The following is an 18,338-nucleotide window of genomic DNA, read 5'->3' as shown; positions in this document are numbered from 1 at the left end:
CGATCCGGCCAACGAGCATCCGCACGGTGGCTGACGACTTGCGGGCAAGCCGTTCAACCATCATTCTGCGCGGTCCGATCTGACCCTGCGGGAGAAGACCATGTCCGCGCCGGCTTACAAGACTGCCCTGATCGTCGGCGCCGGATCGGGGCTAAGCGCCTCGTTGGCGCGTCAACTGTCGAAAGCCGGCCTCAAAGTTGCGCTCGCATCGCGCTCGACCGACGATCTTGCTGCTCTCGTCGCCGAAACCGGCGCGAAACCCTTCGCCTGCGATGCGTCGCAGCCGGATCAGGTCGAAAGACTGTTCGCCGAGGTCGAGGCCGCCGTCGGCGCGCCGGATGTTGCCATCTACAATGCAAGCTTCCGCACCCGCGGGCCGTTCATCGAACTCGCGCCGGGGGATGTCGAGAAAGCGGTTGCTGTCACGGCATTCGGCGCATTCCTGGTGGCTCAACAGGCGGCGAAGCGCATGCTTCCGAACCGGCATGGCGCCATCTTCTTTACTGGCGCATCCGCGAGCGTGAAGGGCTACGCGAAGTCCGCGCCTTTCGCGATGGCGAAGTTCGCGCTGCGCGGCCTGTCGCAGAGTCTCGCGCGTGAATTGCAGCCGCAGGGCATTCATGTCGCGCATTTCGTGATCGATGGCGGCATCCGCTCCGACCGGCGGCCGGTCCCGGCCGACAGGCCGGACTCGCTGCTCGATCCGGACGCGATTGCACAGAGCTATCTCGACGTGTTGCGCCAGCCGCGCAGCGCTTGGTCGACCGAGGTGGAATTGCGGCCCTGGGTGGAGAATTTCTGAGCCGCTACACCTCCACCACCATGCCGTCCATCGCGGATTCCAGTTCGACCTCGGAAAGATGCGCCAGCATATCCTCGCCCAAATGCGTGAGGATCACGCGCTTCGCGCCGATGGCCGGCAGGTGCTGCCGCAACACCGTTAGCGTCATGTGCGACTTGCGGAGCTTCTCGTACATATAGCATTCGCAGATGAAGAGATCGGCGCCGCGCGCCGCGTCGATCAGCGCATCGGTCCATTCAGTGTCGCCGGAATAGCACAAGGTCTTGCCGCCGGATGTGATCCGGTAGGCGAGGCAGGGGCCAGCGCGGTCGTCGTGCTTCACGTGGAAAGGCGTGACCTGCATGCCGGCCAATTCCTGAACTGCGCCGATCTCGACCTCCCGCAATTCAAGCGCGAACGGCAGCGTCCGTTCTCCCGGAAACGCCAGCGCCATGGCGCGCACATACCAGTCGTGCAAGCCCGGCGGTCCAGCGATGAGGAGGGGGCGCGTGCGCTTGATGTTGAGCTGCTGATCCAGAATGAAGAATGGGATTCCGCCGAAATGGTCGGCGTGGAAATGGGTGAGCAAGATCGCATCGATCGCGCCGCAGTCGATTTCGGGCTTCTTCAGCGCCACCAGCGAACTTGCGCCGCAATCGAGCAGGAAGCGCCGTTCTCCGGACCTGACATGGATGCAGGTGTTGAAGCGTCCCCCGGACCCGAATGCGTCACCGCACCCGGCGAATTGTACCTGCACGGTCACGGCCTCGTTACTTCTCGCGCCATATCAGGTCGGCGCTGGCATCGGCGATATACATGTCGTTACGGCATGCGACGCGCATCTCCACGCTGAATAGCGCGCGCATGGTGAGAAGCGCGACGAAAATGCCCAGAAGCAGCGCCGCGTAGGCTGGCAGTGCGTGCGGCGACAAACCCGGTATGCCATACAGGATCAGCGCATCGTTGCCGCCCGGCAGGAGAGCCGTGCCGATTCCCATGAGAATGCCGCCGAAAATGTTGCGGAACCATGAGAGCCGGGGCTTCCAGTCGATTCTGAAACTCTTGCGCTGCCAGGTGGAAGCAAACATGCCGACCAGCACCGAGCCGAGGACCACCCAGCGACCGTAGGTCGGCATCGGCCGGGTTCCGATATGCCCTTCGACCACTTGCTGAAACGTCGTGGTGTATCCCGGCGATCCGAACAGCAGGAAGATCGTGCCGGCCGCAAGCCCCATCAGCAACGCCGCGGTCGAGAGGCGATAGGCCGGGGCGAATATGAGCTCGCGTATGGTCGTACCGGGCGGGTGGGAGCGCCAGAGCCGTGTCATCTCGATCAGCACCAGCAGCAGCAGCAATGCGCCGACATAGGGAGCGACCTGCATGGTATCCGGAACCAGACTCGGCGCGGGTACCGGACGGGATGCGATGCCCGCTCCAAGCAGCACAACGAACAGGATCACGCCGAGCGCGAAGCCGGCAACCGTCAGCAGCATGCCGACTTCGCCGTCAACCATCCGCGCCATCGTCGCATAGGCGCAGGCGCCGTTTACGCCGGCTCCGATACCGAACAGCAGCCCGCCGAACAGCGCGGTTGTCGTGAGCTGCCAACCGTTGATGCTCGCGGTCGTGTGCGGAACCAGGAGAAAGACCGGAATTGTGATGGCAAAAACCCAGAGCGCGGACTTCACGATACTCACGATCATGTAGCCGGTGCCTGAATGCGTCAGTTCGGCCACCGCACGCACGGTGCATATGCTTGCGCGGTGAGCGGCAAAGCCGAGGATGGCGGCGAGGATGCAGGACACGATAAGCGCGATCATGGAAGCTCCGAGCGGAAGGCTGAACTTAGCTGCGAAACGCAGCGCCGCGAAGAGGGAGGAACGGGCGGCTCATGGTCTGCGTTGGGCCCGGAAGAATCTGAAAGGAGAAGGAAGATGCGCAGAATGTTGTTTGCAGCCGCCGCGAGCGCGGCGCTGTTTGCAGTGCCGGCCAACGGCCACGCCCAGGATGCTGCTGCGGGTGCAGCGACCGGTGCGGCCATTGGCGCAGGAGTCGGTGCGGTGGTTGGGGGCCCCGTCGGTGCAGCGATTGGTGCCGGTGTCGGCGGCACCGTCGGTGCAGGCGCGGGCGACACCAATCGTTCGCGCGTCGAAGACCGCGTGATCGTCGAGGAGCGCGGGCCGATGGTTCGTCAGCGAAACTGTACGACCAACGCGGCCGGTACCACCATATGCGAGGAAATCCGTCGATAGTCGCGGACGTTGGGAGGGATTGACGAGGAATGTCAGGGCCCCTGAACCGGGGCCTTGATTTTGTGCGCATTGCGGCAAACTATCTTGAGGCGCCCACTGGCGATCCGCGCTAACTATATGACAGAAAAGGTAAAAAGCGGCGCCCCGGAATTGCCGAATTTTCTCCCTGCTGGCGGAGAGGGTGATATAATGCTCTGGTCAATGAAAATTCAGGGCTGCGGAGCCGGCCCTGGCGCAGGTAGGGCGAACCTGTCGCGCAGATGGAGTTCGAGCGTGCTGAAGTCCCACAAGTACATGATCGGTCAAACGGTTCGCTATATTGCCGGGCCGCTGAATCGTGCTTCCGCTGACGGAACGTTCAAGATCGTGAAGCTGTTGCCGCCCGAAGGCGACGAACACCAATACCGCATCAAGAATACCGAGGAAGCTTTCGAGCGCGTCGCCAGGGAAAGCCAGCTCGATCGTCATCGCTGAGCGTTCGGTCAGGCGCGCCCGATCCGCGCGCGCAGGTCGGCCCAGCCCTCCTGGATTCGAATTTTGAAGCTATTCCAATTGGATTCAACGACTTCCCAGTTCACCATGGGGCGATTCTGAGTGGCGTCGGGTCCAGAGGCGACCGTCGAAGTGTGCATGCTGTCGTGATAATAAGCGCCGGCGATGAGCAGCAGCGCGCCGAGCACCATTCCGATGATCAGTCGCATACGGATTCTCCATGGGCGAGATGCCGTAAAGAACGTGCCTGACGGAAAAAGGTTCCCGGCTTGAGCGCGGCAATTGGAGTCCGAAATGCCGATTTTCATAACGCAGGGCCGGTACACGCGTGAGGCTGTCAAAGGCATGGTCGTCAGCCCCGAGGACCGTGCGGATGCGGTCGCGCGATTGCTTGCGAAGGTTGGCGGCAAGTTGATCGGATATTATCTGACCTTCGGTGAGTACGATTTTCTGGTGATCGCCGACGCGCCCGGCGAAACGCAAATGGCCGCGGTGCTGCTGGCTACGGCGAGCGGCGGAGGCATTACCGGGCTCAAGACAACACTGGCAATGACCTCGGTAGAGGCCAAGGGCGCTTTCGCTGCGGCGAGCGACCTGACGCCGTCCTATCGCTCTCCAGGTGGTGCATGAGGCAGGAACTTCCGGGCCTCAAAGTGTCTTGCTTTGGCCGATTTTAGGGCGTCCAATTTAAAGACAGATGCGGCGGACATGCCGAACCTCAACAGCATGACCTGAAATGAACTCTTTTCCGCTATGGGCCACTGCGGCCGCGGCCGCACTCCTCACCCTGTTCGCGATCATCGCGGCATTGCGCACGGGCTCCCGGCAGATGCTGGTCTTGGTGGCTGCCGTTGCGGGGGTGGCCGGGATCGGCTTGCTGGTCGTCGAGTGGCTCGACTTCCACGCAAAAGCCGAACAGCGCCGCGCCATTGAAGCGCGTCTGTCGGCGCTCGCGGCGCAAGCGCTTGCGCCAAATTCGAACCTTGCCTGCCTCGACGCCGCCGGCGGCAGCGTCGTTCATGAAGCTTGCGAGCGGGCGTTGTTCGCGGGCCCTGAACAGGTCGCAGCGGCGCTCAATTACGTCGGTGCTCGGCTTGATCTGCTGCGCGAGATTGCTGCGCTCGCGGAGCGTGGCGATCCCTCCTATGACAGCCTCCGCATGCCAATCGTTCGCAGTATCGAGGCGGATGCTTTCGGGCTTGCCGCGCAGGTGCTGGTTGCCCGCGATGGCTGCACGGCCTCGGCATGCGATTCCTTTCGTCTGCTGCAACGTCATGACCGGATCGCTGCCAACATGAACGAAGGCGCCTATGACGCGCGCGTCGCCCGTTTCGCCGCAGCGTGGAGCGAAAAACCCTCGGCCCCGAGTGCACCCGCTCTTGCGTCACATGCATCGGCAAATCCATCGCCGGTGGCGCCGACGCAATCCCCGGTAAACATCACCTTCCCCTCGTCGGCGTCGATTCCGCCGATCAGCATCATGTCGAACGAACCGGGCCGTCCGGGCCAGAATGGCGTCGACGCGCCCACACGTCCTGAGGTCCGGCCGCAGCAGGCTTCGCCGCCACCGCCCCCGCGGCGCCCGGCCCAGAAAGCGCAGGCGCCCCGGCGCGAACCGCCGCCGCAGGCTGAGGCAACCGCCGATCCGTTCCCGCAGCCGGTTGGGTCCGCGCAGTCCACCGGCACGCAGCCCCAATAATCGCGGGCGGGCCTTCCTTTGCTGCGCCGGCGCAGGCATCCTCCGCGCCATGACGCGCGCGGGTGATTCATGTTTGCATCGGTGCTGATCGCCAATCGCGGCGAGATTGCCTGCCGGATCGCACGCACCGCGCGGCGGATCGGATTGCGTACGATCGCCGTCTATTCGGAGGCGGATGTGGATGCGCCGCATGTGCGGCTCTGCGACGAGGCCCATCTGATCGGTCCGTCGCCCGCACGCGACAGCTATCTGTCGATCGACAAGCTGCTCGCGGTCGCCAAGGAGAGCGGCGCCGCCTGCCTCCATCCCGGCTATGGCTTCCTGTCCGAGAACGCCGATTTCGCGGAAGCCTGTGCGCAGGCCGGTGTGGTGTTCGTCGGGCCACCACCTTCCGCGATCCGTGCCATGGGATTGAAGGATCGCGCCAAGGCACTGATGCAGGAGGCCGGTGTCCCGATCGTGCCGGGCTATCACGGCGACCAGCAGGATCCGACCTTCCTCAAGCGCAAGGCCTACGAGATCGGCTATCCGGTGCTGATCAAGGCGGTAGCAGGCGGCGGCGGAAAGGGGATGCGGCTGGTTGAACGCCACGCCGATTTCGATGCCGCGATCGAAGCGGCGCGGCGCGAGGCCGCGTCCTCCTTTGGCGACGAACGCGTGCTGATCGAGAAATACATCACTGCGCCGCGGCACATCGAAATTCAGGTCTTTGCCGACAAGCGCGGCAATGCGGTGCAGCTTCACGAGCGCGATTGTTCGCTGCAGCGGCGCCATCAGAAGGTGATCGAGGAGGCGCCGGCGCCCGGGATGACCGACGATCTGCGCGGCCGGATGGGTGCCGCAGCGATCGCCGCGGCGAAAGCGGTCGGCTATGTAGGCGCCGGCACGGTCGAATTCATTGTCGATACGACCAACGGCCTGAAGCGCGACGGCTTCTGGTTCATGGAAATGAATACGCGGCTCCAGGTCGAACACCCGGTGACCGAGGCCGTGACCGGGTTCGATCTCGTCGAGTGGCAATTGCGCGTCGCTGCGGGAGAACGTCTGCCGGTAACGAGCCAGGCGGAAATTCCGCTGCGCGGCCATGCGGTGGAAGCGCGGCTCTATGCCGAAGACCCTGCGCGTGGATTCCTGCCCTCGACCGGCAGGCTCGTCGCCTTGTCGTTTGCGGAAGGCGAGGGGATCCGTGTCGACAGCGGGGTGGAACAGGGCGGCGAGATATCGCCTTTTTACGATCCGATGATCGCCAAGGTGATCGCACATGCCGACAGCCGCGAGGCCGCCCTCGACCGGCTCGCCGATGCGCTCGAGCGCACCGTGGTGGCGGGGCCGCGCACCAATCTCGCCTTCCTCGCAGCGCTCGCTCGTTCTTTGGACTTTCGCAAGGGCGAATTCGACACCGGCTATATCGCGCGACACAAGGAGGAACTCGGGCTGGATGTCACCGGTATTGATGCGCCGGCGGCCGCGCGCGGTGCCGCGCATCTGATCTGGAAATCGCGGCCCCTGCCGGCTGTTGCCGATCCGCAGACGCCTGCCTCGCCATGGGATGTCGCTGACGGCTTCCAGCTTTCCGGGGTGCGGACCACGGCGCGGCCAATCGTCGTCGACGGTGAGCCACAGGAGGCGTGGATCGATTTCTCAAGCGGCACAGGGCTTGTGACCGTGCGGGGCGCGGCGCCGGATTCAACCTGCCTGCTGATTGAGGCGGCGGATTCGGTCTATGTGTTGCGGGGCGGGCGCCAGACACGTGTTGCACTCGCTGATTTTGAAACCGAGGACGCCGCTCATGCCGCGGATGACGGGAGGATGCGCGCGCCGATGCATGGCAAATTGCTGGCAGTCCTGGTCGCCAACGGCGATGTGGTCGCAAAAGGCCAACGGCTGGCCATCATCGAGGCAATGAAGATGGAGCACGCGCTGGTGGCCCCGCGCGGCGGAATCGTGACCGAAATCGCTGCCGAACCGGGTGCGCAGGTTGCCGAGGGCATCTTTCTCTTGACGATTTCGCCAGCGCAGGACTGACCTGTGGAGGGCGCAGGCTTGTGCCTTTGACGGTTGCCGTCCGCAACCCCTATGGAAGGGCATGCCACTTCATCTGATCAAATTGTGCGTGGGCTGTGATAGCGTCGACGATCTGAAATCGTGGGTGGGGGCCCGACTCAAGGAAAAGAAGCGGCGTGGGCAGAAGCCGGAGCACATCCACACCACCCGGATGGTACCCAAGCGCGGCGACGAACTGCGCGATGGCGGCTCGCTCTACTGGGTGATCAAGGGGCAGGTCATGTGCCGCGAACGGATCGTCGATCTGCGCCCATTCGTGGACAAGGACGGGATCGGACGCTGCCGGATTGTGCTCGATGGCAAGATCCGGCTGGTCACCCCGCGCCCATACCGGGCATTTCAGGGCTGGCGCTATCTGCCCGAGGCCGATGCGCCGGGTGATCTCGACCGGGCTGCCCGCGGGGCGGCGGCCATGCCGGAACCTCTGCGACGCGAACTGAGCGAACTCGGATTGCTTTGAGGTTTCCGACGCGGAACTGGTATAATCCTTGCGAAATTCGCGTGGAGGACGACCGCCATGATCATCGGCGACCAGAATGAAGTCACAGTTGCTGTGCTCAAGGCGATGGAAAAGACGCCGGACCCGCGGCTGCGCGAACTCGTCACCCTGATGATCAAGCATCTCCACGGCTTCATCCGTGAAGCGAGGCTGAGCGAGGAGGAGTTCCATCAGGCCTGCAACTTCATCGTGCGGCTTGGACAGAAGTCCGATCCGTCACATAACGAGGTGGTGCTGATGGCCGGCTCGCTCGGCGTATCCGCGCTGGTCTGCCTGCTCAATAACGGCAACAAGGGGCAGACCGAAACCTCGGCGTCGATGCTCGGACCATTCTGGCGTCTGGATTCGCCGAAGACCGAAAATGGCGGTTCGATCGTACGTTCGCCGACGCCAGGGCCCGCCTGTTTCGTCGAAGGCACCGCGGTTGACGTCCATGGCGCGCCAATCGCCGACGCGGTTGTCGATGTGTGGCAGTCCTCGACCGAAGGGCTTTACGAGAACCAGGATCCGAACCAGGCGGACATGAATCTGCGCGGTCAGTTCCGCACCGATTCGAATGGCAAGTTCTGGTTCCGCAGCATCCTTCCGGCAGGCTACCCGATCCCCGTGGACGGACCGGTCGGCGACTTCATCCGGGCGGTCAAGCGACCGCATAATTACCGCCCTGCGCATATCCATTTCCTGATCTACAAGCCGGGCTTCAAGACGCTGATCTCGCAGATTTACGTCAATGACGATCCGCTGCTTGATACCGACGTGCAGTTCGGGGTGACCAGGGCGTTGATCGGCAATTACGTGCGCCACGAGCATGAAGTGCCGCCGGCGCCGGATGTAAAGGGGCCGTGGTATTCGCTCGACTATACGTTTGCGATGGAGCCGGGAGAGGCCAGGCTTCCGCGGCCGCCGATCTCGGGCAAGGCGGTGAAGGAGACGCTGTCGCCTGCGATGGCGAAGTGACACTGCCGGCGGCCGGGGGATACCGCTTCCACGGCCATTGCTGTCACAAATGGTTGAGCGTGAGGTTTGGCGGTTGCCGCCTTTCCCTGGCTTCGGTAGCAAGCGCGCCCATCCGGCGCCCTCGCGCGCAATCCCTCGCTATCGTGATCCGAACTCGATCCATCGCAACATTTGGGCTTTGCACCGCGCTTGTCGCGGCGCCGGTGCCCGCGCTTGCTCAGACCGGTGCCGGCAATCCGTTTCCAACGCCGATCGGCAAGCCGCCGCCGAAGCCGGCAGGCGGCATTGTCGGCAGCGTCGCGACGGTAACGCCGGCAGCCAATGTCGCCCGTGGCGGAGCGACCGCCGCGGGGCTGAGAAAGGGCGATGACGTCCGCAAGGGCGACCGGCTTTCGACCAACGCGAACGGTGCCCTCGGCGTCACCTTCGACGACGAGACAACGTTCAGCCTCGCGGCCAATGCGTCGATCACGGTTGACGAGTTTGTCTACCGCAAGGGCGTGCGCGGCAATGCTGTAGTCACCGTCGCGCGCGGAACCGTCGGGTTTGTTGCCGAGCAGGTCGCAAAGACCGGTGAGATGCGGATTACGACGCCGACCGCGATCGTCGGTGTACGCGGAACCACTGGCGTGGTGGAGGTGGGACCGGGCGGCGTCACCAACGTCAAGCTGTACGAGGATGAGAACGGCGCGGTGGGCCGTATCGAGATTTTCAACCGCCAGGGCCAGCGGCTCGCGGAACTCACACAGGCGGCAACCGGCTACGCCATCCAGGTGGTGGCGCAGCGCGTGGTGGCAAACGCGCTGACGATCTCGCCGCAGCAATTGCTGCGGGATCGCAACGTCGTGCGCAATGTCTTCAACTTCAAGACTCTCGGCCGCGATATCATCAACCGCCGTCTGCTGGATCCGCGCAATCTCGATCCGCGCCTGCCGGGCGCGCCGCAGCTTCCGCAAATTCCGGGCCTGCCGCAGATCCCGGGCTTCCCGCGGCGGTAGTCGGAGGGGCGAAGAAGCACCGCCGTTCGCTACGTCCTCTGTATCCCGAGATTGTCGATCAGCCGGGTCTTGCCAAGGCGCGCTGCCACCAGGAGGCGGATCGGTCCGTCGCCGGCAGCCTTGACCGGCGCCAGCGTGTCGGCATGTCGCGCTTCCAGATAATCGACCGAGAAACCTGCATCCTCGACCGCAGCCCGTCCGTCGGCCATCACGGTTGCAACATCTTCGCCCGCCTTGATCCGGGCGGCGCTGTTCTTCAGCACGCGGTACAGTATCGGCGCAGTCCGGCGCTCGGCGGGTGACAGGTAGACATTGCGCGAGGAGAGAGCGAGCCCGTCCTTTTCCCGCAGGGTCGGGCAGCCGGTCACCGTGACGGGGATATCGAGGTCCCTCGCCATCCGCGTCACCACCTTCAGCTGCTGATAGTCCTTCTGCCCGAACATCGCGGCATCCGGTGCGACCTGAAGGAACAGCTTGGCGACGACGGTGGTCACGCCGCCGAAAAAATGCGGGCGGAAGGCGTCCTCGAGCCCGGCCTTGGCCGGGCCGCCGGGGGAAATCGCGGTCGAGAACCCTTCCGGATACATCACCGCGTCGTTCGGCGCCCAGATCAGATCGACTCCAAGCTTGGACAGGGCGGTCACGTCGCGGTGAAGATCGCGCGGATAGGAAGCGAAATCCTCGGTCGGAGCGAATTGAGCTGGATTGACGAAAATCGAGACCACCACCGCGCCGGCGGCCTTCCTCGCCTGCCGGACCAGCGAAAAATGTCCGTCATGCAGTGCGCCCATGGTGGGGACGAGTGCGATTCGTTCGTGCTTCTCGCGCAGCTTGGCGATTGCCTTGCGAAGCGGCGCAAGCGTTCTGACGATCTGAGGCTTTTGGACCATGAACCCTCCCGTTTGCCGCAGCGACATTATCCAAGCGGTTAACTGTCCGGCAAAGCGCCGTTGCCGGGCGGCCACGGATTAATGATGAACGCGTCCAGCTGCAACGAGCGCTTGACCGGAAGCAATGCAAAAAAGAGGATAGCGGCGGCAGGGATAGTTGCGTCATGTTGGTCCAGGCGAATATTGGGCCTCGCAAGTCAGCGCACGTCGTCGTCGTCGGAAACGAAAAGGGCGGGTCGGGGAAGTCTACGACCGCCATCCACGTTGCGATCGCGCTGTTGAAGGCGGGGCAGAAGGTTGCGACCATTGATTTGGATTCGCGACAGAAGAGCCTGACGCATTACGTTCAGAACCGGAAGCTTTGGGCGCGGCGCGAGAAGTTGCCGCTGGAAGTTCCGTTGCATTTTTGCGTCGCTCGCGCCGAGGGGCTGCGCAACGACGAGAACGAGAACATCGAGTTCACGGCGTTTGCCGAGACCATCGGTTCGGTCGAGCATACCTACGATTTCGTCGTGATCGATACGCCCGGCTCTGACTGTTACCTGATGCGGCTCGCGCATGCCATGGCGGATACCCTTATCACGCCGCTGAACGACAGTTTTGTGGATTTCGACGTGCTCGGCACCGTCGATCCGCAGACCTATTCACTGACCGGCACCAGCCACTACTCGGAGATGGTGCGCGATGCACGCAGGCAGCGCCGCAAGGTCGACCAGGAGGCGGCGGACTGGATTGTGGTGCGTAACCGCCTGTCGACCCTCGGCTCACGCAACAAGCGCCTGTTGTCCGAGGGGCTTCAGGCGCTCGGCCTGCAGCTCGGGTTCCGTGCCACCGACGGCTTTTCCGAGCGCGTCGTGTATCGCGAGTTTTTCCCCCGCGGACTGACCGCCTTGGACGACATCGACGAGACCACGCTCGGCACGCGCCCGAACATGTCCCACGTGACCGCCCGCGAGGAGGTGCAGAGGCTCTTGCGGGCGCTGATGCTGCCGGTCGACGAGAAGGGCCGTCGCCGCGCCGCCGCGCGTGCGGAATGGTTCAATTCCGCACACAAGCCGCTTGAAGTGCAGGATCTGTTCGACTGAGCATCGCTCCCGCCGCGGGTCAGAGATCCAGTACCAGCCGGTCTTCGCCGCGCGAAACACACAGCAGCAGCGTGTCGGTTCTCCGATCCGGGTCGAGTACCACATCGCGATGGATCACGACGCCCGACCGATAACGGCATTCGCAGGATCCGCAGACCCCGAGCTTGCAGGATGACGCGATCCGGAAGCCATTGTCGTGCAAGACCGACAGCGCCGAATGCTCCGCCGGCACATGAAAGGTCTGGCCGGTCGAGGCGATCACGATGTCGAAGGGCCGAGTCGGACCCTGCACGGCTGGTACGAAGGTTTCGACATGGAGCCGTGAAGGAGGCAGATGCGCCGCGGCGGCACGGACGGCGTCGACCAGGCGCGTCGGACCGCAGCAATAGATGTGAGTTTCCGGCGATACATCCGCGAGCACCGCGGTTGCGTCGAAGCGCACGCCGCCGGGATCGCCGGAGAACCAGCCGCGCATGTCGGTGCGACACAAGGCGACCACATCGGCGAGAAGCGGTGCCCTGTAAGCCCGTTTTGCGCAATAATGCAGCATGAAGGGGGTGTGGCGGCGCTGCAAATGGTGGGCCATGGCAAGCATGGGCGTGATCCCGATCCCACCGGCGATCAGAATGTGACGATGGGCGGTTTTGGCCAGCGCGAAATGGTTGCGCGGGGCGGAGACATGTACGTCGGACCCTGTCACGATGTTTTCGTGGATCCAGCGTGAACCGCCACGGCCTTCGTTCTCGCGCTTCACTGCTATGACATATTGCGAACAATCGTCCGGGTCGCCGCAGAGCGAGTAATGTCGGACACGCCCGTCCGGCAGTCGAATGTCCACATGCGCGCCGGCTTCGGGCCGAGGCAGGACGGCACGACGGGGATGGCGCAGCACGAGGCGCCGGACGTCGCCCGCGAGGTCGAGCGCTTCGGTTGCGACCATTTTCATGATGATGCGCGCGCCCATCTAACGCACGTTCACAGCGGTGCGATGGCGTCGCCCGTGCGGATCACGCCGCCGGTTTCGATGGCGCAGTTCAGGCCACCGCGATTGTAGAGGGGCTGGTAAACCGGCTGGCCGAGCAACTGCTCCAGGTATTTGCACGGGAAGTTGATCCGCGCTCCACGCAGAATGGCCTCGCCGATCCGGAAGCGGGTGCCGACAAGATGCCCAAGGGGCACGCCACGGACCGTGAGGTTGCGTCGGTGCTCGGCCGGATCGAGGCGGATCGGGCCCTCCTGCAGGGGTGGATCGTTGCGCGCCAGCGCGTCCAGCACTTCCATCTCGATCAGCGTGATTTCACGCATCGCCGGCAGGTCGGAATAGGTGCCTGTACCGAGATAGTAGCGGTCGCCCTCGATACCGCGTCCGGCGACCAGCGTCGCGAAATCGCATTCCTCCATTTCGTACGACGCCGCCGGAGCGACATGAATGTGCAGAAGCTCGCCGCGCCAGCTCATCTATGTTCAGTTCGCGCTGATACCGGCGTCGGTCACGACCTTGCGGTAGATCGGCTCCTCCTTCTCGACCGCGATCGCGAGCGTTTGCGCGCTGCCGTCGAGCGGTTCCACGCCGAGCGCGGTGAAGCCCTTGATCACTTCCGGCGACTTCAGCTCATCGGCAATCTGCTGGCTCAGATACGCAACCTCGGCCTGGGGCATTTTGGCCGGGCCGAACAGGGCGAACCACAGCCCAAGATGAACGCCGGGATAGCCCGCTTCCGCGAAGGTCGGCACGTCGGGCAGTTCGGGGGCGCGCTTGGAGCCGGTATAGGCCAGCGGCACAAGCTTCTTTTCGTTGATATATTGCATCGCCGTGGACTTTCCCATGATGTTGACAGGGATGCGGCCGGCCAGCGTGTCGTTCATGCCCTGTGCGGAATCCTTGTAGGGCACGTGATTGAGCGGGATGCTGGCTTCGCGCTTGAACAATTCGACGGTCAGATGCGCGGCCGAGCCGATCAGCGGAGAGGTGTAGTCGATCCCGCCAGATGACTTCTTCGCCGCCGCCACGAGGTCGGCCAGCGTGCGATAGCCCGCGCCGGCATTCGTCACCAGCAGATTGTCGGCCCGCGCGATCATGGCGATCGGCACAAAGGACTCGCGCACCTTGTAGGGTACGTTCTTGTACATGGCCGGCGAGATCAGGAAGTTATTGGCGGTGAACAGCAGCGAATAGCCGTCCGGTTCGCTGCGCGCCACCGCATCCGAGCCGATCACGCCGCCGGCGCCCGGACGGTTTTCCACGATCCAGGCCTGGCCGGTGCGCCGCTTCATGGCTTCCGCGACCACGCGGGCGACCGGGTCGGTGAGGCTGCCCTGCGCCGCGGGCACCACCATCTTGATCGGCCGGGAAGGATAGCCGTTCGGTCCGGTCTGGGCCGGGGCGGCGGTCGCAAAGATCAGCGTGAACAACGCGAACGGGAACGAAATGCTGAGTGGGGTCAGGCGCATGGCGGACTCCTGAAAGGGGCGCAAATTCGATCCGGCGCAGGCAGATTAGGCGGCTTTCAGGTGTCCGAAATAGCGCAAATTATTGCGCAGGCCTGTGCAATAATTGCAGCAGAATGGGAGACTCGAGGCACCGATGCGCATTCACGCGCGCGCCCTGACCGGCTTCGACATGATCCGACGCTGCGGCTCGATCCGCGAGGCATCGCGGCGGCTGAATATTTCGTCGTCTGCGCTGAACCGGCAGCTCTTGCAGCTGGAAGCGGAGCTAGGCATGCCGCTGTTCGAGAGGCTGCCGCAGGGCCTGCGACTTACACCGGTAGGCGAAATCCTCGCGCGCCACGTCATGGCCCTGCTGCAGGACGTGCAGCGGCTCGAGGGCGAGCTTGCGGCTCTGAAGGGGCTGAGGACCGGCACGCTCGACGTCGCTTCGGTCGCGGCGCTGACGCCGTCCTTCCTGCCAAACGTGTTGCAGCGCATGACCGAGCTTTATCCGGCGGTGAGCGTCAATGTCCGGATTGCGGATTCGGTCGAATGCGCGCGGCTGGTCGCAAGCGGAGACGCCGATCTCGCACTGGCTTTCCTACGTCAGAAGAATCCGGCGATCAGGCAATACGCGGTCGGCGCCTTTCCGCTCGGTGCCGTCATGCCCGCGACCCACCCATTATCGGGCCGGTCGCAGGTTACCTTCGCGGAATGTGCGCGCTTTCCGCTGGTGATGCCGAACCGCGAATTGTCAATCTATGCCGACGTGGTGGCGCTCGCCGGTCGCCAGAAGCATGTCACCGTGGTGCTGGAAACCGGCTCGCTCGACCTGATGAAGGGGCTGGCGCTGCGTGGGCTCGGCATCGGGTTCCTCAATCGCTTCGGGATCGAGAAAGAGGTTGGCGAGGGCGCGCTGCGGCATGTTCCGCTCAGGCCGGCCATCAGCAACCAGCTCGGCGCCTATGTCCGGGCGGAGCGGGCGCTGCCGCCCGCGCTCGACGCCTTCGCCCGCGTGGCGGCTGATGAAATCGCGCTGCTGGAACGGCAGGAAATCGCGGTCTGAGCCTCGATTTTCGTTAAGCAAGGGGCGGGCGCGCGCCCGCGTGACGCGGCGAAGTTGCGCGCAACGCGGCCGATCCACCCTATATAAGGAACGAAGGAATCGCGGACGTCGCTGACCATCAGAGGCCGGATGAGCAAGGATCGCCCCGACAGCAAGGTCGCGAAGACGGATACCGGGAAGCCGGTTGCGTCGCGCGCCGAAATTGAGGTTTTTCTCGCCCGGGTACGCGAGATGGGCCCGGCCGTCACCAGCGGCCAGCGCGGGCGGCTGGTTTTTGCACTCGACGCCACCATGAGCCGGCAGCCGACCTGGGACGCCGCATGTCAGTTGCAGGCGCAGATGTTTCAGGAAGCAGGCGCGGTCGGCGGCCTTGACGTGCAACTCGTCTATTTCCGCGGGCTGGCGGAATGTCGGTCGTCGGACTGGGTTGCACAGCCGGAAAGGCTGGGCGCCCTGATGGAGAAGATCGATTGCCGCGGTGGTCACACCCAGATCGGCAAGGTGCTGCGGCACGTGCGCAAGGAATCGGAAAAGCGGCCGGTGCAGGCGCTGGTGTATGTCGGCGATGCCATGGAAGAGCCGATCGACGACGTGTGCGCCGCGGCAGGTGAGCTCGGGCTGCTCGGGGTGCGCGCTTTCATGTTTCAGGAGGGCGGCGACCCGGTGGCTGAAAATGCCTATCGCGAGATGGCACGGCTCAGCCGCGGCGCCTATGCCCGGTTTGCCCCCGGCGCGGCGCAGGAACTGGCGGAATTGTTGCGGGCGGCCGCGGCCTATGCCGCGGGCGGCATGAAGGCGCTTACCAATCTTTCCGCGCAACGAAGCGGCGGCGCGCAGAAGTTGTTGCGCCAGATGAGCTGATCCGGACAAGCTGAATCATGGGTCCCATTCTTCTCGGCGTCGTGGTGCTGCTCGTCGCGGTATGGGCGATGTACGGCTTTGCCCGCATCGACCCCAAAGTGACGGCGCAGGTGCTGCGCAAGAGCGGTGGCATCGCGGCGCTTGCCGGTGCGGCCTTCCTGACCGCCCGCGGCCAGATCGGACTGGCGGTGCCGCTCGGCTTTGCGGGGTTGTCGCTGCTCGGATGGGTGCCCGGCATGGCAAGCATCGGCAAGCGCATGAGCAAGAGCACCGGCCAGACCTCGCAGGTCCGTTCGGATTTCGTGGAGATGGAACTCGACCACGACACCGGCGCAATGCGCGGTCGCATTCTCAAAGGGCGCATGGAGGGCGTGACGCTCGACGCGCTCGATGTGCCGGCGCTGATGTCGCTATTGCCCGAGATCGACGAGGAAAGCCGCGCCTTACTGATGGCGTATCTTGACCGCCGGGAGCCCGCCTGGCGTGAACACGCGGATGCGGGTACGGCAGCGGGGGCGGGTGACGTCAACAGCGGAAAAATGACGGAAGAGGAGGCTTATCAGATCCTTGGCGTTGAGCCGGGAGCGAGCGCCGCCGAGATCGGGCGTGCGCATCGGACGCTGATGAAGAAACTCCATCCCGATCAGGGGGGCTCGACGTATCTCGCGGCGCGGGTCAATCAGGCCAAGGATCTTCTTCTCAAACGCCATCGCTAGTCACCCCACACAACCAACACCAACGCTTCGGTCCCGATCTGCCGATCAGTTCCTGGTCGCGAAACATGCAATTCGGTTCCGCTGCAATTCCTTGCAGGCCTGCTCGGCGGCGCTTTCCTTCAACCCGGTGAAGCGGGCGCGGAAGAAGCGCTTGTCGCCTTTCTCAAAGACTTCCGTGTAGGGCAGCGCGCCCTTCAACAGATCGCCGGCCCTGCTTTTCACTGCCGTGAGCTTTTCGCGGGCTTCGCCGCGATCCTCGAAGGCGCCGACCTGGATCACCCAACCGCTGCGCGGCTTGCTTTCGGCGATGCGTTCCCCGGCGGGAACCGGATTTACCTGCTTTGGAGCGGGGGCCTGCGGCACGACCGGTGCGATCGACGCCGTGACCGTTCGTTGCGCGGGTAGCTGCGCGACATCCTTGGCGGTCAGCACGCCGAGTACGCCGGGACGGGCGCCGGGCGGCGGAGGTGGAAGGCTTTCGGCGGTGGAGCGGCGCTGCGTTTCCGGTTTCGACTCCGGTTTCGGGGCCGATCCGGTGGTGGCAAGGGCGTTGCGGTTCGCGATCGGCTCGGGCGCCAGCATTGACATCGCAGCGACAGTCTTGGTGAGGCCGGCCTTGACGGTGAATGTCTTGACCAGCAGCGGCTTGATCGGGTCGGTCGAGCCCGGCACCGGTCGCTCGATCTCGACCGGCACGGGCGCTGCATCGGCCGCCCGGGTTTCCGGCTTTTGAACCGGCTCTGCCTTGACCGCAGCGGTCGGGGCCGCGGAAGCGATCCGTGCGGGCCGGTCCGGCTTCGGGAGCGGCAACGGAGCCGCTTCGGCGATTTCGACAATTTTCGGCGCGGTACGCTTGACCGAGGCAAGTGAGAATTTCTGCTCGATCAGGTTGCGCATGCGCGCGTCGCGGGCGCCGGCCGAGGTGCCGCCCAGCACGACGGCAACGATCCTTCGATCACCGCGCTCAACCGCGCTGACAAGATTGAAGCCGGAGGCCCGTGTGTAACCGGTCTTGATCCCGTTCACGCCCGTGACCCGCCCGAGCAGGCGGTTGTGGTTCGACATGCGGACGCCGCGATAGGCGAAGCTTCTGGTCGCGAAATAGCGATAGTAGCGCGGGAAGCGGTCCTGGATCGCAAGGCCGAGCAGGGCCTGGTCGCGAGCGGTGGTGACCTGCGCGGAATCGGGCAGGCCGTTCGCATTCCTGTACACCGTTCGAGACATCCGCAGCGCCCGCGCCTTGCGCGTCATCTGCCTGGCGAATTCCTCCTGGGAACCGGCGAGATGTTCCGCGATCACGACCGCAGCATCATTGGCAGATTTGGTCACCAGCGCCTTGATCGCGTCCTCGACCATGAGCGTCTGGCCGGGTTTGAGCCCTAGCTTGGTCGGAGCCTGGCTGGCGGCGAAGGAGGAGACCTCCATCTGGGTGTCAAGCTTGACACGCCCGGCTTCGAGCCGCTCGAACAACAGATAGAGAGTCATGATCTTGGTCAGCGACGCGGGGTAGCGGATCGCATCGGCGTGGGTAGAATGCAGCACGTCGCC

General features: G+C 64.2%; 21 protein-coding genes. 13 read left to right on the top strand and 8 right to left on the bottom strand.

The window, feature by feature from the left end; genetic code table 11:
- The first annotated feature begins 100 nt into the window (after window positions 1–100).
- Window positions 101–802: an SDR family NAD(P)-dependent oxidoreductase gene (locus AB7F49_RS05125; RefSeq protein ID WP_428520750.1), complete on the top strand. Its 702-nt coding sequence runs from the start codon at window positions 101–103 to the stop codon at window positions 800–802.
- 4 nt (window positions 803–806) lie between these two features.
- Here the strand turns inward: AB7F49_RS05125 and AB7F49_RS05120 are convergent, their stop codons facing one another.
- Together AB7F49_RS05120 and AB7F49_RS05115 are read right to left on the bottom strand one after the other, a co-directional pair.
- Window positions 807–1,544, bottom strand: coding sequence for an MBL fold metallo-hydrolase (locus tag AB7F49_RS05120; RefSeq protein ID WP_428520749.1), 738 nt, complete (start codon window positions 1,542–1,544; stop codon window positions 807–809).
- Window positions 1,545–1,551: 7 nt separating this feature from the next.
- Window positions 1,552–2,601 (bottom strand): YeeE/YedE thiosulfate transporter family protein, encoded by a 1,050-nt coding sequence (locus AB7F49_RS05115; RefSeq protein WP_428520748.1) that lies wholly within the window; start codon window positions 2,599–2,601, stop codon window positions 1,552–1,554.
- Window positions 2,602–2,715: 114 nt separating this feature from the next.
- Between AB7F49_RS05115 and AB7F49_RS05110 the strand changes: the two genes are divergently transcribed.
- The gene (locus tag AB7F49_RS05110; RefSeq protein WP_428520747.1) at window positions 2,716–3,033 is read left to right on the top strand and encodes a YMGG-like glycine zipper-containing protein; all 318 of its coding nucleotides are present in this window, start codon (window positions 2,716–2,718) and stop codon (window positions 3,031–3,033) included.
- 294 nt (window positions 3,034–3,327) lie between these two features.
- Entirely contained in the window at window positions 3,328–3,507 is a 180-nt protein-coding gene (locus tag AB7F49_RS05105) for a hypothetical protein (RefSeq protein ID WP_428520855.1), read from the top strand.
- Window positions 3,508–3,515: 8 nt separating this feature from the next.
- Here the strand turns inward: AB7F49_RS05105 and AB7F49_RS05100 are convergent, their stop codons facing one another.
- Window positions 3,516–3,734, bottom strand: coding sequence for a hypothetical protein (locus AB7F49_RS05100; protein ID WP_428520746.1), 219 nt, complete (start codon window positions 3,732–3,734; stop codon window positions 3,516–3,518).
- An 85-nt stretch (window positions 3,735–3,819) separates the two neighbouring features.
- Here AB7F49_RS05100 and AB7F49_RS05095 point away from each other — a divergent pair, with 85 nt between their 5' ends.
- From AB7F49_RS05095 to AB7F49_RS05070, 6 genes are all read left to right on the top strand, one after another.
- Window positions 3,820–4,155: a GYD domain-containing protein gene (locus AB7F49_RS05095; protein WP_428520745.1), complete on the top strand. Its 336-nt coding sequence runs from the start codon at window positions 3,820–3,822 to the stop codon at window positions 4,153–4,155.
- Between the two features lie 106 nt (window positions 4,156–4,261).
- Window positions 4,262–5,224: a hypothetical protein gene (locus AB7F49_RS05090; RefSeq protein WP_428520744.1), complete on the top strand. Its 963-nt coding sequence runs from the start codon at window positions 4,262–4,264 to the stop codon at window positions 5,222–5,224.
- Between the two features lie 69 nt (window positions 5,225–5,293).
- On the top strand, window positions 5,294–7,249 hold the full coding sequence (locus tag AB7F49_RS05085) for an acetyl/propionyl/methylcrotonyl-CoA carboxylase subunit alpha (protein WP_428520743.1): 1,956 nt from the start codon (window positions 5,294–5,296) through the stop codon (window positions 7,247–7,249).
- Between the two features lie 61 nt (window positions 7,250–7,310).
- Window positions 7,311–7,748, top strand: a complete 438-nt coding sequence (locus AB7F49_RS05080; RefSeq protein ID WP_428520742.1) for a DUF1489 family protein — start codon at window positions 7,311–7,313, stop codon at window positions 7,746–7,748.
- A 57-nt stretch (window positions 7,749–7,805) separates the two neighbouring features.
- Window positions 7,806–8,744 carry a dioxygenase gene (locus AB7F49_RS05075; RefSeq protein ID WP_428520741.1) on the top strand — a complete coding sequence of 313 codons (939 nt, stop codon included), beginning with the start codon at window positions 7,806–7,808 and terminating at the stop codon, window positions 8,742–8,744.
- 203 nt (window positions 8,745–8,947) lie between these two features.
- Entirely contained in the window at window positions 8,948–9,742 is a 795-nt protein-coding gene (locus AB7F49_RS05070) for a FecR family protein (protein WP_428520740.1), read from the top strand.
- 29 nt (window positions 9,743–9,771) lie between these two features.
- Here AB7F49_RS05070 and panC read toward each other — a convergent pair whose 3' ends face one another.
- Window positions 9,772–10,632: a pantoate--beta-alanine ligase gene (gene panC, locus AB7F49_RS05065; RefSeq protein ID WP_428520739.1), complete on the bottom strand. Its 861-nt coding sequence runs from the start codon at window positions 10,630–10,632 to the stop codon at window positions 9,772–9,774.
- A 164-nt stretch (window positions 10,633–10,796) separates the two neighbouring features.
- Here panC and AB7F49_RS05060 point away from each other — a divergent pair, with 164 nt between their 5' ends.
- Window positions 10,797–11,717 carry a division plane positioning ATPase MipZ gene (locus tag AB7F49_RS05060; RefSeq protein ID WP_428520738.1) on the top strand — a complete coding sequence of 307 codons (921 nt, stop codon included), beginning with the start codon at window positions 10,797–10,799 and terminating at the stop codon, window positions 11,715–11,717.
- A gap of 19 nt (window positions 11,718–11,736) precedes the next feature.
- Here AB7F49_RS05060 and AB7F49_RS05055 read toward each other — a convergent pair whose 3' ends face one another.
- The 3 genes from AB7F49_RS05055 to AB7F49_RS05045 are packed head-to-tail and all read right to left on the bottom strand — an operon-like array spanning window position 11,737 to window position 14,168.
- Window positions 11,737–12,681, bottom strand: coding sequence for a PDR/VanB family oxidoreductase (locus AB7F49_RS05055; RefSeq protein ID WP_428520737.1), 945 nt, complete (start codon window positions 12,679–12,681; stop codon window positions 11,737–11,739).
- An 11-nt stretch (window positions 12,682–12,692) separates the two neighbouring features.
- The gene (locus AB7F49_RS05050; protein ID WP_428520736.1) at window positions 12,693–13,175 is read right to left on the bottom strand and encodes an MOSC domain-containing protein; all 483 of its coding nucleotides are present in this window, start codon (window positions 13,173–13,175) and stop codon (window positions 12,693–12,695) included.
- Window positions 13,176–13,181: 6 nt separating this feature from the next.
- Window positions 13,182–14,168, bottom strand: a complete 987-nt coding sequence (locus tag AB7F49_RS05045; protein ID WP_428520735.1) for a Bug family tripartite tricarboxylate transporter substrate binding protein — start codon at window positions 14,166–14,168, stop codon at window positions 13,182–13,184.
- Window positions 14,169–14,301: 133 nt separating this feature from the next.
- On the opposite strand from AB7F49_RS05045, the gene AB7F49_RS05040 reads away from it, so the two are divergent.
- The 3 genes from AB7F49_RS05040 (at window position 14,302) to AB7F49_RS05030 (ending at window position 16,790) form a co-directional block, all read left to right on the top strand.
- On the top strand, window positions 14,302–15,213 hold the full coding sequence (locus tag AB7F49_RS05040; protein ID WP_428520734.1) for a LysR family transcriptional regulator: 912 nt from the start codon (window positions 14,302–14,304) through the stop codon (window positions 15,211–15,213).
- 129 nt (window positions 15,214–15,342) lie between these two features.
- Window positions 15,343–16,074: a VWA domain-containing protein gene (locus AB7F49_RS05035; protein ID WP_428520733.1), complete on the top strand. Its 732-nt coding sequence runs from the start codon at window positions 15,343–15,345 to the stop codon at window positions 16,072–16,074.
- A gap of 17 nt (window positions 16,075–16,091) precedes the next feature.
- The gene (locus tag AB7F49_RS05030) at window positions 16,092–16,790 is read left to right on the top strand and encodes a DnaJ domain-containing protein (protein WP_428520732.1); all 699 of its coding nucleotides are present in this window, start codon (window positions 16,092–16,094) and stop codon (window positions 16,788–16,790) included.
- A gap of 45 nt (window positions 16,791–16,835) precedes the next feature.
- Here AB7F49_RS05030 and AB7F49_RS05025 read toward each other — a convergent pair.
- Window positions 16,836–18,338, bottom strand: a 1,503-nt coding sequence (locus AB7F49_RS05025; protein ID WP_428520731.1) for a serine hydrolase, incomplete at its 5' end; no start/stop codon positions are given.

It is taken from the genome of Pseudorhodoplanes sp. (assembly GCF_050250235.1).
Taxonomy (GTDB): domain Bacteria; phylum Pseudomonadota; class Alphaproteobacteria; order Rhizobiales; family Xanthobacteraceae; genus Pseudorhodoplanes.
The sequence above is the reverse complement of the archived record's forward strand: the minus strand, read 5'-3'. Positions and strand labels throughout refer to the sequence as shown.

What these genes read in the sequence shown, in the direction of transcription:
- AB7F49_RS05110 (WP_428520747.1), top strand. Translation starts at nt 2,716, where the DNA reads ATGCGCAGAATGTTGTTTGCAGCCGCCGCGAGCGCGGCGCTGTTTGCA.
- AB7F49_RS05105 (WP_428520855.1), top strand. Translation starts at nt 3,328, where the DNA reads ATGATCGGTCAAACGGTTCGCTATATTGCCGGGCCGCTGAATCGTGCT.
- AB7F49_RS05115 (WP_428520748.1), bottom strand. Translation starts at nt 2,601, where the DNA reads ATGATCGCGCTTATCGTGTCCTGCATCCTCGCCGCCATCCTCGGCTTT.
- AB7F49_RS05075 (WP_428520741.1), top strand. Translation starts at nt 7,806, where the DNA reads ATGATCATCGGCGACCAGAATGAAGTCACAGTTGCTGTGCTCAAGGCG.
- AB7F49_RS05095 (WP_428520745.1), top strand. Translation starts at nt 3,820, where the DNA reads ATGCCGATTTTCATAACGCAGGGCCGGTACACGCGTGAGGCTGTCAAA.
- AB7F49_RS05100 (WP_428520746.1), bottom strand. Translation starts at nt 3,734, where the DNA reads ATGCGACTGATCATCGGAATGGTGCTCGGCGCGCTGCTGCTCATCGCC.
- AB7F49_RS05030 (WP_428520732.1), top strand. Translation starts at nt 16,092, where the DNA reads ATGGGTCCCATTCTTCTCGGCGTCGTGGTGCTGCTCGTCGCGGTATGG.
- AB7F49_RS05035 (WP_428520733.1), top strand. Translation starts at nt 15,343, where the DNA reads ATGAGCAAGGATCGCCCCGACAGCAAGGTCGCGAAGACGGATACCGGG.
- panC (WP_428520739.1), bottom strand. Translation starts at nt 10,632, where the DNA reads ATGGTCCAAAAGCCTCAGATCGTCAGAACGCTTGCGCCGCTTCGCAAG.
- AB7F49_RS05080 (WP_428520742.1), top strand. Translation starts at nt 7,311, where the DNA reads ATGCCACTTCATCTGATCAAATTGTGCGTGGGCTGTGATAGCGTCGAC.
- AB7F49_RS05045 (WP_428520735.1), bottom strand. Translation starts at nt 14,168, where the DNA reads ATGCGCCTGACCCCACTCAGCATTTCGTTCCCGTTCGCGTTGTTCACG.
- AB7F49_RS05125 (WP_428520750.1), top strand. Translation starts at nt 101, where the DNA reads ATGTCCGCGCCGGCTTACAAGACTGCCCTGATCGTCGGCGCCGGATCG.
- AB7F49_RS05040 (WP_428520734.1), top strand. Translation starts at nt 14,302, where the DNA reads ATGCGCATTCACGCGCGCGCCCTGACCGGCTTCGACATGATCCGACGC.
- AB7F49_RS05085 (WP_428520743.1), top strand. Translation starts at nt 5,294, where the DNA reads ATGTTTGCATCGGTGCTGATCGCCAATCGCGGCGAGATTGCCTGCCGG.
- AB7F49_RS05055 (WP_428520737.1), bottom strand. Translation starts at nt 12,681, where the DNA reads ATGGGCGCGCGCATCATCATGAAAATGGTCGCAACCGAAGCGCTCGAC.
- AB7F49_RS05050 (WP_428520736.1), bottom strand. Translation starts at nt 13,175, where the DNA reads ATGAGCTGGCGCGGCGAGCTTCTGCACATTCATGTCGCTCCGGCGGCG.
- AB7F49_RS05090 (WP_428520744.1), top strand. Translation starts at nt 4,262, where the DNA reads ATGAACTCTTTTCCGCTATGGGCCACTGCGGCCGCGGCCGCACTCCTC.
- AB7F49_RS05060 (WP_428520738.1), top strand. Translation starts at nt 10,797, where the DNA reads ATGTTGGTCCAGGCGAATATTGGGCCTCGCAAGTCAGCGCACGTCGTC.